This is a genomic window from Streptomyces sp. NPDC001480, assembly GCF_042894725.1.
Taxonomy (GTDB): Bacteria; Actinomycetota; Actinomycetes; order Streptomycetales; family Streptomycetaceae; genus Streptomyces.
Genome location: NZ_JBIAVX010000001.1, coordinates 695247 through 709331, shown reverse-complemented (window position 1 = coordinate 709331; position 14085 = coordinate 695247). Strand labels below are relative to the sequence as shown.

Here is a 14085-nt window from a genome sequence, read left to right as displayed (position 1 = left end):
TTGAGGCAACATTTTGGCTCAATGGAGGCATGAACGCCTCAGAAGCCGCGCCGCCGGCGGGCCAGGGCGACGACCTGCCCGCCGTGGCGCCGCAGCTGCGCGCCCTGCGCCGGCGCGCCGGCCTCACCCTGGAAGCCGCGGCCCGCACCGCGGGCCTCTCGCCCGCCCACCTCTCCCGGCTGGAGACCGGCGGGCGCCAGCCCTCGCTGCCGATGCTGCTCGCCCTCGCCCGTATCTACGGTACGACCGTCTCGGACCTGCTCGGTGAGACGGTCGCCGACCGGGACGCCATCGTGCGCGCCGCCGACATGGAGCCGACCCGGGCGGGCGGCTGGACGTACTTCCAGGCCGGGTCCCCCGGGCGCGGCATGCAGGCACTGCGCGTCCGGGTGCCGTACGGCACCCAGGGCGACATCGTGCGGGTCCACCCCGGCGAGGAGTGGCTCCACGTCCTGAAGGGCCGTCTCAGACTGCGCCTGGGCGACAGCGCGCACCTGCTCACGCCCGGTGACAGCGCGCACTTCGACTCGCTCACCCCGCACCGCCTCGCCGCCGAGGACCACGACGGCGTGGAGCTGCTGTTCGTCCACACCCTGCTACAGAGCCCCACGGCCGCACTGTGCCTGGGCCCCCTCACTGGAGAGCTGCCATGAGCGACTACGAGACGAAGTTCCCCCGCTCCCTGTGGATCCGGCTGATCATCTACATCGCCGTCGGCCACCTCTTCGCCGCGTTCCTCTACCTGCTGTTCGCGCTGGGCGCCAAGGGCTGACAGCCGGTCGTCGTCAGCAGGCGTCAGTCGAGGAGGCGTTCGCGCAGCCGCTCCCGGGTCCGCGGGGTGAGCCCCAGGCCCCGCTCCAGGTAGGCGTCGACCCCGCCCCACGTCTCCTCGATGCTCGTGAAGGCCGCCGCCAGGTACTCGGCGCGCGCGTCGAAGAGCGGGCTGAGCAGTTCCATCACCTCGGGGGTGTACGCGGTGTCCGGGCTGCCGCCCCGGCGCACGCGGTACCGGCGGTGCTTGGCATTGGACTCGAGGTAGTCGGCGACGATCGCCTCGCGCTCCACGCCCACCGCGAGGAGGGTCACGGCGATGGAGATGCCCGCGCGGTCCTTGCCCGCCGCGCAGTGCATCAGCGCGGGGACGCTGTCCTCGGCGAGGGCGTGCAGCACCTGGGAGTGCTCGGCCGTGCGCTCCGTCACGATCCTGCGGTACGAGGTGATCATCCGGTTCGCCGCCTTGCCGTCCGCGAGGATGACGCGCAGCTGGTCGAGGTCGCCGTCGCGGACCATCTTCCAGAACTCGGCGCCGTCCGCCGGGTCGCTCAGCGGCAGGTTCACGTTGCGCACGCCGGGCAGGTCGACGTCCGGTCCCTCGAGCTTCTTGTCGGCCGCGTTGCGGAAGTCGAAGACCGTGTGCAGACCGAGGGAGGCGAGGAACGCCGCGTCCTGGTCGGTGGCGTGCGCGAGATGACCGCTGCGGAACAGCACCCCGGACCGCACCCGCCGCCCGTCCGCCGTGGGCAGGCCGCCCACGTCCCGGAAATTGCGTACTCCGGCCAGCTCCGGCTCGGTCGACGGGACCTGCTGCGTCACGTGGGCTCCTTGCGTCGCTCCCGCGGTCGCGGCTCGCCCGCGGGCACGCCGTCGACGATACGACATCGGTTTTCTCAGGCAATGAGTTGTCCACAGGCAGTGAGTTCTCCACAGGCGTTGCCTCCGGGGCCGGAAACCCTTGATGATGTTGGGGCGTGAGCGGATCTGTTGACACCTGTGAGGGTTCGATGGCGAACATCGCCGAAAACGGTCGTACGTGGCTCCTGACGGGGCCCACCAGCAGTTATGCACTGCACCTCACGGAGGCGCACGAACTGCTCCACCTCCATTGGGGCCCGCGCATCGCGCTCGCCGACGCCGAGGCCCTCGCCGTCCGTCCGCTGCCCGGCTACTGGCCCTTCGAGTCCCCGCTCGACGGCCGCGAGGAGTACCCGGTGGAGGGCGGTCCCCGTTTCGTCCGGCCCGCCCTGTCCGTGCGCACCGAGGAGCGGCGCGGCACCGAGTGGGCCTTCGAGGCGTACGACACCGAGGGCGACGAGCTGCGGCTGCGCTTCCGGGACGGCGGTGTGGCCGTCACGCTCCACTACCGGATGCGCGGGGACGTCGTCGAGCGCTGGGTGACCGTCGGCAACGGCGGTGACGCGCCCGTGGAGCTGCTGCGCGCCGACGCCGCCACCTGGACCCTGCCCGACCGGGACGGCTGGCGGCTGTCCCAGCTGCACGGCCGCTGGGCCGCCGAGTCCCGGCTGACAAGTGCGACGCTCACCTACGGCGACAAGATCATCGGCAGCCGCCGCGGCCACACCGGCCACCAGCACCTGCCCTGGGTCGCCCTCGACACCGGCGCGGGCGAGGAGCACGGCGAGGTCTACGGCTGCGCCCTCGGCTGGTCGGGGTCCTGGCGGATCGCGGTCGCCCAGCTTCCCGACGCGCGCGTACAGATCACCGGCGGCGCCGGCTACGACGACTCGGGTCTGCTGTCCCTGGCGCCGGGGGAGTCGTACACCACGCCCGTCTTCGCGGGCCTGTGGAGCGACGGCGGCTTCGGTGGCGCCAGCCGTGCCTGGCACGCCTACCAGCGGGCGTACGTCATCCCGGACGCCGACCGGGACCGGCCCGTGCTGTTCAACTCCTGGGAGGCGACGAACTTCGACATCTCCGAGGAGCAGCAGGCGACCCTCGCCCGGCGGGCGGCGGCGATCGGCGTCGAGCTGTTCGTGGTCGACGACGGCTGGTTCGGTGCCCGCACCGGCGACCGCGCCGGTCTCGGCGACTGGACGCCCAACCCCGACCGCTTCCCGAACGGGCTGAAGCCCCTCGCGGACTACGTGCACGCCCTCGGCATGCAGTTCGGCATCTGGGTCGAACCCGAGATGGTCAACCCGGACAGCGAGCTGTACCGCGCCCATCCCGACTGGGTGCAGTTCCAGCCCGGACGCGAGCGCACGGAGTTCCGCAACCAGCTCGTCCTCAACCTCGCCCGCGAGGACGTCCGGCAGTACCTCTGGGAGCAGCTCGACGGGCTCCTCTCCGACGCCCCGGTCGACTACGTGAAGTGGGACTTCAACCGCTGCTTCACCGACGCCGGCTGGCCCGGCGAGCCGTACCCGCAGCGACTGTGGGTGGACCACGTCCGCGGCTTCTACGGCCTCCTCGACCGGCTCCGGGCGGCCCACCCGGGCGTCGCCTTCGAGTCCTGCTCGGGCGGCGGCGGCCGGATCGACCTCGGTGTCATGAGCCGTACGGACCAGGTGTGGACCTCCGACAACACCGACCCGCTGGACCGGCTGGTCATCCAGCACGGGTTCAGCCAGATCCACCCGGCGCGGGTCATGGCCGCCTGGGTCACCGACAGTCCGAACACCCAGCTCAATGACAGGGTCAGTTCCCTGAAGTTCCGCTTCGTGAGCGCCATGGCCGGGGTTCTCGGGGTCGGCGGCGACCTCTCGGAGTGGACGGAGGAGGAGCTCGCCGAGGCCCGGGAGTGGGTGGAGCTCTACAAGGAGATCCGTCCCGTCGTGCAGCGCGGCGACCTCCATCGGCTGCGGCCGCCGGAGGGCGGGCTGAGCGCGGTGCAGTACGTCCTCGGGGACGAGACGGTCGTCCTCGCCTGTCTCCAGGCACAGCGGTACGGCGAGCCGGTCCCCGCGCTGCGGCTGCGCGGGCTCGACTCCACGGCGTCGTACGAATGCCGCGAAACGGGCGAAATCCATCGAGGCGCCGTCCTGCTGCACCACGGGCTGCGCACGGAATTGCGCGGCGACTTCGATGCGACGGTTCTCCGTCTGCGTCGCATCTGAGCGATCTGCCCGAAATGTGCACTTTCGTTGCAACTAACAATGAAATAGGGGGTCATGAGGGTCGAGAGGGTGAGGAGGGTCATATTCGTGACCGTCCGTTGTGCGTCATGTCCACGTAATCCGCATGGTTCTCCAGGGATTTGAAGAGGTGGAGGCGAAGGGAATTCACGGACGGTGACCGGGAATTCCCGTAACGGATCAAGCGAAACGCGGACAGAGGGAACCATCTGCTTGTCCCATCGCGTCCCGCTCGCTTACGTTCGCCACCAATCCGGACGGAACGCCGAATCCTGCCGCCGCCCGGAGCCCGGACACACTCACCCGTGCACGGCAGGAGCGGGGGACCCACCAGGTACGACTGCCTGTCCCGGTCTCCGGGACGGCTAGGGGTGCAGCCGCGCTCCGTGCGCGGCCGGGCAGCTCCAGCCCGAACCCGACAGCTCACCTCGCAGGCGCCGGAGAGGAATCCGCCATGCCCGCGAAGGGTAAGCACCGCCGTCCCAAGAACCGGCGTTTCACCCGCACCATAGCCGTCGCCGGAACCGGCGGCGCCGCGCTGGCGCTGCCCCTCATGGGGGCCACCGGCGCCCATGCGGCCTCCGCGGCCACCACGAAGGACTCCGTCTCCGAAAAGGCCGTCCAGGCCGTGCCGGAGGCCGGGAAGAAGGCCGCCGCCGCGCATTCGGGCGCGCGTACCTACACGGTCCGGCAGGGCGACTGGCTCGCGAAGATCGCCGACGAGCAGAACGTCCGCGGCGGCTGGCACCGGCTCTACGCCGACAACCGCGAGGCCGTCGGCAGTGACCCCTCGCTGATCCACCCTGGCCTGAAGCTGACGCTCGGCCGGCAGGCCGCCCCGACCGCCGAAGGCGCCAAGTCCTCTGCCCCGAACAAGACTTCGTCCTCCTCGCACGCGAACTCGCCCTCGGCCTCGCGGTCGGCCACGCGGACCCAGCCGTCGTCCGCCGCGGCGCCGAACGCCGCCACCGGCTTCACCCTGCCGGTGTCGGGCGCCACCATCGGCACCGGCTACCACGTGCCGGGCGGCATGTGGTCCAGCGGCTACCACACGGGCGTCGACTTCGTCGTCCCGACCGGCACCTCCGTCAAGGCCGTGGGCGCGGGCACGGTCGTCTCCGCCGGCTGGGGCGGCGCCTACGGCAACCAGGTCGTGATCCGGCTCGCCGACGGCTACTACGCGCAGTACGGCCACCTCTCCTCGATCTCCGTCTCGGCCGGGCAGACCGTGGCGGCGGGCCAGCAGATCGGCCTCTCCGGCGCGACCGGCAATGTGACCGGCCCGCACCTGCACTTCGAGATCCGCACCACGCCGAACTACGGCTCGGACGTGGACCCGGTCGGCTACCTCCGCTCGCACGGCGTCGCCGTCGCCTGACGGTCCTCGGACCACCGAAGGCCGGACCCCTGATCCCCGGGTCCGGCCTTCGGTGCGCGCGGGCGTATTCCCGTCCGGCGCCTTCGGGTGCCGTGGCTTATCTCACCGTCCGTCAACCCCGTATTACGGTCGCGTAGGTCACATCGAAAGGTGAATCATGGGCCGATGTGGCAGACGATTCGAAGAGTGACAACAGAGCAGTGATCGGGTCGTACGTGGCGGTGGGGGACAGCTTCACCGAGGGCGTGGGCGACCCCGGCCCGGACGGGGCGTTCGTCGGCTGGGCCGACCGGTTCGCGGTCCTCCTCGCGGACCGGCGGCCCGAGGGCGACTTCAGGTACACGAACCTCGCGGTACGCGGCAAACTGCTGGACCAGATCGTGGCGGACCAGCTCCCGCGCGCCGTCGAACTCGCCCCGGACCTGGTGTCCTTCTGCGCGGGCGGCAACGACATCATCCGCCCCGGCACCGACCCCGACGAGGTGGCCGAGCGCTTCGAGCTCGCGGTGGCACAGCTCACCTCGGTCGCGGGCACGGTCATGGTGACGACCGGTTTCGACACGCGCGGCGTGCCCGTGCTCAAGCATCTGCGCGGCAAGATCGCCACGTACAACGGTCATGTCCGGGCCATCGCCGACCGGTACGGCTGTCCCGTACTCGACCTGTGGTCCCTGCGGACGGTCCAGGACCGGCGCGCCTGGGACCACGACCGGCTCCACCTCTCGGCCGAGGGGCACACGCGCGTGGCCCTGCGGGCCGGCCAGGTGCTCGGCCTGGACGTCCCCGCCGACCCGGAGCAGCCCTGGCCGCCGCTCCCGCCCCGGGGCACGCTCGACATCCGCCGCGACGACGTCCACTGGGCCCGCGAGTACCTCGTCCCGTGGATCGGCCGCCGGCTGCGCGGCGAGTCCTCCGGCGACCACGTGACGGCCAAGGGCGCACTGTCCCCGGACGACATCAGGACACGGATCGCCTCCGTGGCCTGAGCGGGTTCCCTCCGGGGGTTCGGCGGTGGCTGCCCGGATGCGGTACGGCCCCGGACCGCCTCCGGCGATCGGGGGACGGGCCCGCCCGACCCCCGGCCGGGCGCGGTCTCGGCCGCCGGGCAGTGGGCGCGGGGTGGTTCCGGCGCGGTGTTGCGCATGGCGGGAGCGATGCTCCGGCCGTCCTGTTGCCGCCGAGTACGCCCGCGTCGGGGCGGACCGTGCCAAAGGGTGCGGGCCCCGCACGCGCGGCCGGGCGCTCCGGGGCGAGGGCGTCCGTGCCGCGGGTCGTGGCATGCGGTGCCGTGGTCTCTGCCGCCCGCGCGGAGCGTCACCGTTGGGTCGGGTTCTCCCGGGGCAGGCCCAGTTCCCGGGCAAGTGCCTCGTCCACCCACTCCTGGGCGCGGGAGCGGGGCACCGCGCCTGCGTAGGACGTCAACTGGACGGCGAGGCCGTCGAGCAGGGCCGTCAGGCGCAGGGCGGTGGCGGCGGGGTCCGGGCAGTCGAACTCGCCCGCCCCGACGCCCTCGGTGATGACCTCGGCGATCGCCGCCTTCCACTGCCGGTCCAGATCGCGGGTGACCTCCCGCAGGGCGGGCTCGCGCAGCGCCACCGCCCAACCCTCGATCCACAGCCGCCAGCCCTTGGCCTGGCCGGTGGGCGCGTACCAGCGCACGGCGGCCCGCAGCCGGCGCAGCGCGGACGTACGACGGCCCAGGAGCCCCCGCAGATGCGCGAGGTCTCCCTCCGCCGCGTACGTGAAGGCGGCGGCGACCAGCTTCTCCTTCGTCGAGAAGTGGTACAGCACCAGCGCGTTGCTCACCCCGAGCGACGCGGCCACGTCGGCGATCCGTACCGCCGCCACGCCCCGCGCCTCGATCTGCTCGACGGCGGCCCGCAGCAGCTCTTCCCGCCGCTCCGCCACGCTCAACCGCACTCTCGCCACGCGGTCACCCTAGTCGGCACGCGGTCAGGGCAGCGACGCGGATCCGGCCGTCCGGTCAGCGGTACCACCCGAAGCGCTCCGCGATCACCGGCAGCCGGTCCGCCACCAGGGCGTGCGCGGCGGCCCGGGGAGTCGTGCCGTCGGCCTCCGCGCGCGCGAGCATCAGGTCGATCAGGGCACGCATCGAGCGCCGGGTGTACGCGAACGCCTCCTCGGCGTCCGGGCCGACGTCCCCGAAGAGGGTCCACCACCACCAGGCGTTCGTACCGGAGTTGACCACCACGTCGGGCAGCACGGTCACCCCGCGCGCGGACAGCAGGGCCTCCGCCTCCGGCAGCACCGGCATGTTGGCCGCCTCGACGATCCAGCGGGCGGTGATCCGTTCCTGGCCGGCGGTGTCGATCGCGTACGACACCGCCGCCGGCACCAGCACCTCCGCCTCGGTGGACAGCCAGGCCTCGCCCGGCAGTTCCCGGTCACCGGGGCGCAGTACCGCGCGGTCCACGGTGCCGTACGCGTCCCGCGCGGCGAGCAGCGCCTCGGTGTCCAGACCGGCCGGGTTGGCGATCGTGCCCTTGATGTCGGCGACGGCCACGATCCGCAGACCCGCGCGCGCGAGGAACCGCGCCGTCGCCCCGCCCATGGTCCCAAGCCCCTGCACCGCCACCCGCGTGCCCGCGCGGGGCACCCCGGCCCGGTCCAGCGCCGCGAGCACCGACTCGGCCACCCCGCAGCCGCCGACGAGTTCGTCCAGGCCGATGCCGTCCACCTCGACGGCGAAGGCGTCCGCGAGCCGCCGCCGGGCCGCCGCCTCGTCGTCGAGCAGGGGGTACACGGCCTGCACGCCGGACACCAGCCCGGCCTCGGCGGCGGCCCGGTCGACCAGGTCCTGGGTGAGGCCGAGGTCCTCGCCGGTGGCCCAGCAGCTCTCGACGTACGGCCGCATCGCGCGCAGGTAGCGCACCAGCAGCCCGTACGCCCCGGGGTCCCGCGGGTCGCAGTCGATGCCGCCCTTGGCGCCGCCCAGGGGCACGTACCGGCTCGCGGGGTCGTAGTGCAGGGCCTCCTTCATGGTCATGCCGCGAGCGAGCCCGGTCACCTCGTCGAGGGTGCAGCCGGGCCGCATCCGCAGGCCGCCGCTGGCCACGCCCCGCACCAGCCGGTCCACGACCAGGAACCCCTGGCGTCCGGTGACGTGGTCCGTCCAGACCAGCGACATCAGGGGGGTCGTCATACGGGGCTCCCGGAATCGGCGGCCGGACCGTCTACTGAACAGCCGGTCAGTACAGTGAAGTGGTCCGACAGTATCGGGGCTCCGGCCGGCGGGGCAAGGAACAACCGGACCCCGTCCCCGGTTGTCGTGGCGGGCCGACCATAATGAATGACCTCGCCGACTCCACCTGGAGGTACCGTGACCGGATTGGGTTCCCTGAGCTCCGGGCTGCGCGCGCTGCGGCCCGAGGCCTTCGGCGCGGAGCCCGGCGGTGAGCGCCTGGCCCGTATCCGCAGATCGCCCCACTTCAAGGACGGTGTCTTCCAGAACCCCGGAGGCACCGCCCGCACCCGGCCCTCCGGTTCGACCCTGGACCTGGCGAAGGTCTTCCTCGACAAGGACACCCGCCCCCGGCGCTCCCCGCACGGCACGGTCCCGGTGCACCCCACCACGCTCGCCGACCTCGCCCGGCCGCCCGCCACCGGGCTGCGGCTGACCTGGATGGGGCATTCGAGCGTGCTCGCGGAGATCGACGGGCAGCGCGTGCTGTTCGACCCCGTCTGGGGCGAGCGCTGCTCCCCGTTCCCGTTCGCCGGGCCCAAGCGGCTGCACCCGGTGCCGCTGCCGCTGGCCGCGCTCGGCCCGGTCGACGTGGTGGTCATCAGCCACGACCACTACGACCACCTGGACCTGCCCACCATCAAGGCGCTGGCCGGCACGGACACCCTCTTCGCCGTGCCGCTCGGCGTCGGGGCCCACCTCGAACAGTGGGGCGTGGCCGAGAGCCGGCTGCGTGAGCTGGACTGGCACGAGGCGACCGAGGTCGCCGGTCTCACCCTGACCGCCACGCCGGCCCGCCACTTCTGCGGACGCGGGCTGCGCAACACCCAGCACACCCTCTGGGCCTCCTGGGCCGTCGTCGGCGAGGAGCACCGGATCTACCACAGCGGCGACACCGGCTACTTCGACGGCTTCAAGGAGATCGGAGCCGACCACGGCCCGTTCGACGCCACGATGATCCAGATCGGCGCCTACAGCGAGTTCTGGCCCGACATCCACATGACGCCCGAGGAGGGCATGCGCGCCCACGTCGACCTCCAGGGCGGCCGGGCCGCCTCCGGTGTGATGCTGCCGATCCACTGGGCCACCTTCAACCTGGCGCCCCACCCCTGGGCGGAGCCCGGCGAGGGCACCGTCGCGGCGGCCCGCGCGGCCGGCGCCCGCGCCGCGCTGCCCCGCCCCGGCGAGCCCTTCGAGCCCACCGCCGAGACCGTTCCGTCCGAGCCGTGGTGGCGCGGTGTGGCCCTCGCCCCGGCGGGGGGCTGGCCGCAGACCGTTACCGAGAGCGTCACGGAGGCCACCGTGCGGACCACCGCCGGCTCGGCGGCCAAGGCCCAGGCCGACACGGCTGGTGACGCCCCCCGCGGCGCGGCCGAGGACGAAGGGGACCCGCAGACGGTTCCGGCGGGCTGAGCGCGGTCGTTCGACGAGGGCCGGGGAGTCATGGGCTCCCCGGCCCTCGCGGTACGTCCACGACCGCATTCGACCAGGCAGGACCGGTAATTTACGGATCCGTTCGGTGTATCTGGCCCGGTTATCGGTCTGTCGTACGACGCCTCATACCAGAGCAGGACCCTTGCTGGGGGACTTTGTCAACTGCCCACCGCACATGATGCCGAGGCGACTACGGTGAGTGTCCGTCGGACGACGCAGGGCCGATCCGTGCCCGCCGGACCAGTACGAGGACACCCATGTCTCACCTCCGCGCACCGGCCGCGCGCGCCGACCGCCGTGAGGGCGGCCGGCACGGGCGGCCCGTCGCCCGCCCCGTTCCCGCACTGCCCGAGACCCACATACGGCCACAGCTCCTCCGTCTCGCGGTGCTGCCGCCCGTCGCGGTCGCGCTCAGCGCCAGTGCGGCCGTCCTGGTCACCGTCCGCTCCGCCGGAGTCCGCCCCGGCCTCACCCTGTGGGCCGTGCTCGCCGGATCGGTCTCGGTGACCGTCGCCGGCATCCTCATCGCCGCTGTCGCCGCCGACCGGACCGCCCGCTCGGTGAGCGACCGGGTGGGCGCCCTGCGCCGCAGCGCCGCCCGCGGCGAGGCCGACCTGCGGGCCCTGGTGGAGGCCCTGCGCAAGGGCGAGAACCCGGCCCCGCGGGGGCCGCGCGGCGGCCCGCCGCAGGACGCCGACGACCTCGAACTGCTCGCCGCCGACCTCGCCCGTGCCCACGACGGCGCCGTCGCCGCCGTCGTCCAGGCGGCCCAGCTCTCCAGCCAGGCGGGCAGCGAACAGAAACTCGAGGTCTTCGTCAACCTCGCCCGGCGGCTCCAGTCCCTGGTGCACCGGGAGATCTCCATCCTCGACGAGCTGGAGAACGAGATCGAGGACCCCGACCTGCTCAAGGGCCTCTTCCACGTCGACCACCTCGCCACCCGCATCCGGCGGCACGCCGAGAACCTCGCCGTGCTCGGCGGCGCCGTCTCCCGGCGGCAGTGGAGCAACCCGGTCTCCATGACCGAGGTGCTGCGCTCCGCCATCGCCGAGGTCGAGCAGTACTCCCGGGTCCGGCTGGTCCCGCCGATCGACGGCCGGCTGCGCGGGCACGCCGTCGCCGACGTCATCCACCTGCTGGCCGAACTCGTCGAGAACGCCACCCTGTTCTCCGCCCCGCACACCCAGGTGCTGCTCCGTGCCAACCTCGTCACCTCCGGGCTCGCCGTCGAGGTCGAGGACCGCGGGCTCGGCATGCCGGTCGGCGAGCAGACCCGGATGAACGCCCTGCTCGCCGACCCCGACCAGGTCAACGTGGCCAGCCTGCTGGCGGACGGGCGCATCGGCCTCTTCGTGGTCTCGCAGCTCGCCCGGCGGCACGGCATCACCGTCCGCTTGCAGTCGAACATCTACGGCGGTGTGCAGGCAGTCCTCGTCGTGCCGCAGGGCCTTCTGGGCGCGGAGCCGGACGACGCGCCGGACGCGGGTCACACGGGGACGGGACAGGTCCCGGTGCCCTCGGCCGCCCCGGCCCCGCCGGTTCAGCAGGCCCCGCACCAGCCGCCGCAGGCCCCGCCGGTTCCGCAGGCCCCACAGGTCCGGAGCGGAGCGGACGGAAGGACGACGCGGACCGGGCTCCGGGGCGACGGCACCGCGCACGGGAACCGGCCGGGCGCCGACGACGGGCCGGGCCGGCCCGCGCAGCGCGGTCCCGGCCGGGCGGGGGCCCCGGCGGACGAGGGCGCCCCGCCGCCCCTGCCGGTACGCGGCGCCCACGAGGCACGGCCCACACCGGCGGAGGCCACCCCCGGCATCCGGCCCGACGAGCGGCGCACGGTCCTGGAGAACACGGCCGCACTCCCCGCTCCGCGAGCCGACGGCCCGGTGCGCGGCACCATGGGCAAGCCCCAACTTCCCCGGCGCCGCGCCCAGGAGCACATCGTGCCCCAGCTGAGGGGCGGACCGGCACCGCGCCAGGACAGCGACACCCCCGTCGGCCACGACCCCGGCCTGATGGCCGCCTTCCAGCGGGGGATCGGCCTGGCCGAGGCACAGCAGCACCTGGAGCAGGCCGACGCCCTCTCGGCCCAGACCGCGCCGGGCCACACGGAGCACTTCGGTCTCACCGTCCGGCCCGACGGGAGCGCACCGGCCGGATGACCTCCCACCCCAGCCCAGTTCCCACCCCCACCCCCAGCGCTTCCGCAGACCTTCGTACCCCAAGGAGTCGATCCACCATGGCGAGCGATGCGCCGACCGCCCAGGTTTCCGACCTCGACTGGCTGATGAGCGGCCTCGTCCAGCGTGTACCGCACACCACCAGCGCGGTGCTCCTGTCCTGCGACGGGCTCGTGAAGTCCGTCCACGGCCTCGACGCCGACAGCGCCGACCACATGGCCGCCCTGGCCTCCGGCCTGTACTCGCTCGGCCGCAGCGCGGGCGTCCGGTTCGGCGACGGCGGGGACGTCCGGCAGGTCGTCGTCGAACTCGACTCGGCCCTGCTGTTCGTCACCACCGCCGGCTCCGGCACCTGCCTGGCCGTGCTGGCCGGCCGCGAGGCCGACGCGGCCGTACTCGGCTACGAGATGGCCATGCTGGTCAAGAGCGTCCGCCCCTACCTGGTGACCGCGCCCCGCCGGCCTGCCGTCGATCCCACGGCGACGAGGCCTTGAGGGTGGCCGCGGTCGGCGACGGGCCCTGGCTCGACGACGCGGCCGGACGGCTGGTGCGCCCCTTCACGGTCAGCAACGGCCGCACCCGGCCCACCATCGCGCTCGACCTGATGTCGCAGGTGATGGCCACCGCGGTCACCCCCCTCGGCTACCTCGGCCCCGAGCACACCCAGGCGCTCGAACTGTGCCGGGCGCCCGTCCCGGTCGCCGAGGTCGCCGCCCACCTGGGGCTCCCGGTGGCGGTCACCAAGGTGCTGCTCTCCGACCTCGTCGACTGCGGGGCGCTCACCACCAAGCCCCCCGCCTTCCACCACAACCCCACTGACCAGTCCCTTCTGGAGGCAGTGCTCGATGGACTACGACGACAGCTCTGACCCGTTCCCCACCGCGCTGAAGATCCTGGTGGCCGGTGGGTTCGGAGTGGGCAAGACGACCTTCGTGGGCGCGGTGAGCGAGATCGCCCCGCTGAGCACGGAGGAGCTGCTCACCACGGTCAGCGCCGCCACCGACAGCCTCCACGGCATCGAGAACAAGGTCGAGACCACGGTGGCGATGGACTTCGGCCGCATCACCCTCGACCCGCAGCACGTGCTGTACCTGTTCGGCACGCCCGGGCAGGAGCGGTTCTGGTTCATGTGGGACGAGCTGTCCGAGGGCGCGCTCGGCGCCGTCATCCTGGCCGACACCCGCCGGCTGGAGCAATGTTTCGCGGCGGTCGACTTCTTCGAGGAACGCGGCCTCGGCTTCGTCGTCGCCGTCAACGAGTTCGACGGGTCCTACCGCTACGACCCCGAGGAGGTGCGCGCCGCCATCGACCTCGACCCGCGGGTCCCGGTCGTCCGCTGCGACGCCCGTATCTCCTCCTCCGGCGTCCAGACGCTGCTCACCCTCGTACGCCACCTCATCGCCCACGCCCCGGCGCACGCGCCGAGCCACGGAGCCAGGTCATGAGCTACGACCCGTCGCGCCCGGCCCGGGGGCTGCTGCTCACGCCCGAGGACAAGGAGGCCCCCGCCCGCACCCGGCGGCTGAACCTGCTCGGCCTGGGGGAGCGCCCCGAGCCCGCCCTCGACGCCTTCGCGGACCACCTGGCCGACCTCGTCGGCGCGCCGTACGCCATGGTCAACTTCATCGGCGCGCAGCGGCAGTTCTTCGCCGGCCTGCGCACGCCGGTCACCGGGCCGTTCACGAAGGCCGACGGCACCCGGCCCGAGGTCGGCCGCTGGCTGCCCCGCGACCACGGGTTCTGCCCCCATGTGGTGGTACGCCACAGGGCGCTGGTCCTGGAGGACGTCCGTGACTACCCGCGGTTCGCGTGCAACCCGGTCGTCGACGAGTACGGCATCCACTCCTACCTGGGCGCCCCGCTGATCGACAGCACCGGGAAGGTGCTCGGCACGGTGTGCGTCGCCGACGTCGCCCCCCGGCCCTGGGGGAAGGCGGGCCTGGAGACCATCAAGGCCCGGGCCGCGGAACTGGCCGTACGCATCGAACGGCGCGCGGACGACGGATTCCCGCTGTGACGGAA

At 73.0% G+C, this 14085-nt stretch carries 14 protein-coding genes and 1 riboswitch; of the genes, 11 read left to right on the top strand and 3 right to left on the bottom strand.

Annotated elements, in window-relative coordinates; translation table 11 throughout:
• Nucleotides 1–29: 29 nt before the first annotated feature.
• Both ACFY01_RS03355 and ACFY01_RS03350 read left to right on the top strand, forming a co-directional pair.
• Nucleotides 30–653 (top strand): helix-turn-helix domain-containing protein, encoded by a 624-nt coding sequence (locus ACFY01_RS03355; RefSeq protein ID WP_390733915.1) that lies wholly within the window; start codon nucleotides 30–32, stop codon nucleotides 651–653.
• Entirely contained in the window at nucleotides 650–772 is a 123-nt protein-coding gene (locus tag ACFY01_RS03350) for a DUF6126 family protein (RefSeq protein WP_390733914.1), read from the top strand. The genes ACFY01_RS03355 and ACFY01_RS03350 overlap by 4 nt, the downstream gene beginning before the upstream one ends.
• Nucleotides 773–795: 23 nt before the next feature.
• Here ACFY01_RS03350 and ACFY01_RS03345 read toward each other — a convergent pair whose 3' ends face one another.
• Nucleotides 796–1593 carry a tyrosine-protein phosphatase gene (locus ACFY01_RS03345; RefSeq protein WP_390733913.1) on the bottom strand — a complete coding sequence of 266 codons (798 nt, stop codon included), beginning with the start codon at nucleotides 1591–1593 and terminating at the stop codon, nucleotides 796–798.
• A gap of 188 nt (nucleotides 1594–1781) precedes the next feature.
• Here ACFY01_RS03345 and ACFY01_RS03340 point away from each other — a divergent pair, with 188 nt between their 5' ends.
• The 3 genes from ACFY01_RS03340 to ACFY01_RS03330 all read left to right on the top strand — a co-directional run bounded on the left by ACFY01_RS03340 (nucleotide 1782) and on the right by ACFY01_RS03330 (nucleotide 6236).
• Nucleotides 1782–3854: an alpha-galactosidase gene (locus ACFY01_RS03340; protein WP_390734038.1), complete on the top strand. Its 2073-nt coding sequence runs from the start codon at nucleotides 1782–1784 to the stop codon at nucleotides 3852–3854.
• Nucleotides 3855–4162: 308 nt separating this feature from the next.
• Nucleotides 4163–4322: riboswitch (cyclic di-AMP (ydaO/yuaA leader) on the top strand.
• Between the two features lie 4 nt (nucleotides 4323–4326).
• Complete coding sequence (locus tag ACFY01_RS03335) at nucleotides 4327–5250, top strand: peptidoglycan DD-metalloendopeptidase family protein (RefSeq protein ID WP_390733912.1); 924 nt, start codon at nucleotides 4327–4329, stop codon at nucleotides 5248–5250.
• Between the two features lie 200 nt (nucleotides 5251–5450).
• Complete coding sequence (locus tag ACFY01_RS03330; protein ID WP_390734037.1) at nucleotides 5451–6236, top strand: SGNH/GDSL hydrolase family protein; 786 nt, start codon at nucleotides 5451–5453, stop codon at nucleotides 6234–6236.
• A gap of 328 nt (nucleotides 6237–6564) precedes the next feature.
• On the opposite strand, the gene ACFY01_RS03325 is transcribed toward ACFY01_RS03330, so the two are convergent.
• Together ACFY01_RS03325 and ACFY01_RS03320 are read right to left on the bottom strand one after the other, a co-directional pair.
• Nucleotides 6565–7179, bottom strand: a complete 615-nt coding sequence (locus ACFY01_RS03325) for a TetR/AcrR family transcriptional regulator (protein WP_390733911.1) — start codon at nucleotides 7177–7179, stop codon at nucleotides 6565–6567.
• A gap of 55 nt (nucleotides 7180–7234) precedes the next feature.
• Complete coding sequence (locus tag ACFY01_RS03320) at nucleotides 7235–8413, bottom strand: Glu/Leu/Phe/Val dehydrogenase dimerization domain-containing protein (protein ID WP_390733910.1); 1179 nt, start codon at nucleotides 8411–8413, stop codon at nucleotides 7235–7237.
• Nucleotides 8414–8590: 177 nt separating this feature from the next.
• Here ACFY01_RS03320 and ACFY01_RS03315 point away from each other — a divergent pair, with 177 nt between their 5' ends.
• From ACFY01_RS03315 to ACFY01_RS03290, 6 genes are all read left to right on the top strand, one after another.
• Nucleotides 8591–9865, top strand: a complete 1275-nt coding sequence (locus ACFY01_RS03315; RefSeq protein WP_390733909.1) for an MBL fold metallo-hydrolase — start codon at nucleotides 8591–8593, stop codon at nucleotides 9863–9865.
• A 278-nt stretch (nucleotides 9866–10143) separates the two neighbouring features.
• Nucleotides 10144–12045: an ATP-binding protein gene (locus tag ACFY01_RS03310; protein ID WP_390733908.1), complete on the top strand. Its 1902-nt coding sequence runs from the start codon at nucleotides 10144–10146 to the stop codon at nucleotides 12043–12045.
• A 77-nt stretch (nucleotides 12046–12122) separates the two neighbouring features.
• Nucleotides 12123–12557 (top strand): roadblock/LC7 domain-containing protein, encoded by a 435-nt coding sequence (locus tag ACFY01_RS03305; protein WP_390733907.1) that lies wholly within the window; start codon nucleotides 12123–12125, stop codon nucleotides 12555–12557.
• Nucleotides 12558–12559: 2 nt separating this feature from the next.
• On the top strand, nucleotides 12560–12931 hold the full coding sequence (locus ACFY01_RS03300) for a DUF742 domain-containing protein (protein ID WP_390733906.1): 372 nt from the start codon (nucleotides 12560–12562) through the stop codon (nucleotides 12929–12931).
• Nucleotides 12909–13508, top strand: a complete 600-nt coding sequence (locus tag ACFY01_RS03295) for an ATP/GTP-binding protein (RefSeq protein ID WP_390733905.1) — start codon at nucleotides 12909–12911, stop codon at nucleotides 13506–13508. Before ACFY01_RS03300 ends, ACFY01_RS03295 begins: the two co-directional genes overlap by 23 nt.
• Complete coding sequence (locus tag ACFY01_RS03290) at nucleotides 13505–14080, top strand: GAF domain-containing protein (RefSeq protein WP_390733904.1); 576 nt, start codon at nucleotides 13505–13507, stop codon at nucleotides 14078–14080. The genes ACFY01_RS03295 and ACFY01_RS03290 overlap by 4 nt, the downstream gene beginning before the upstream one ends.
• The last annotated feature ends 5 nt before the right edge of the window (nucleotides 14081–14085 follow it).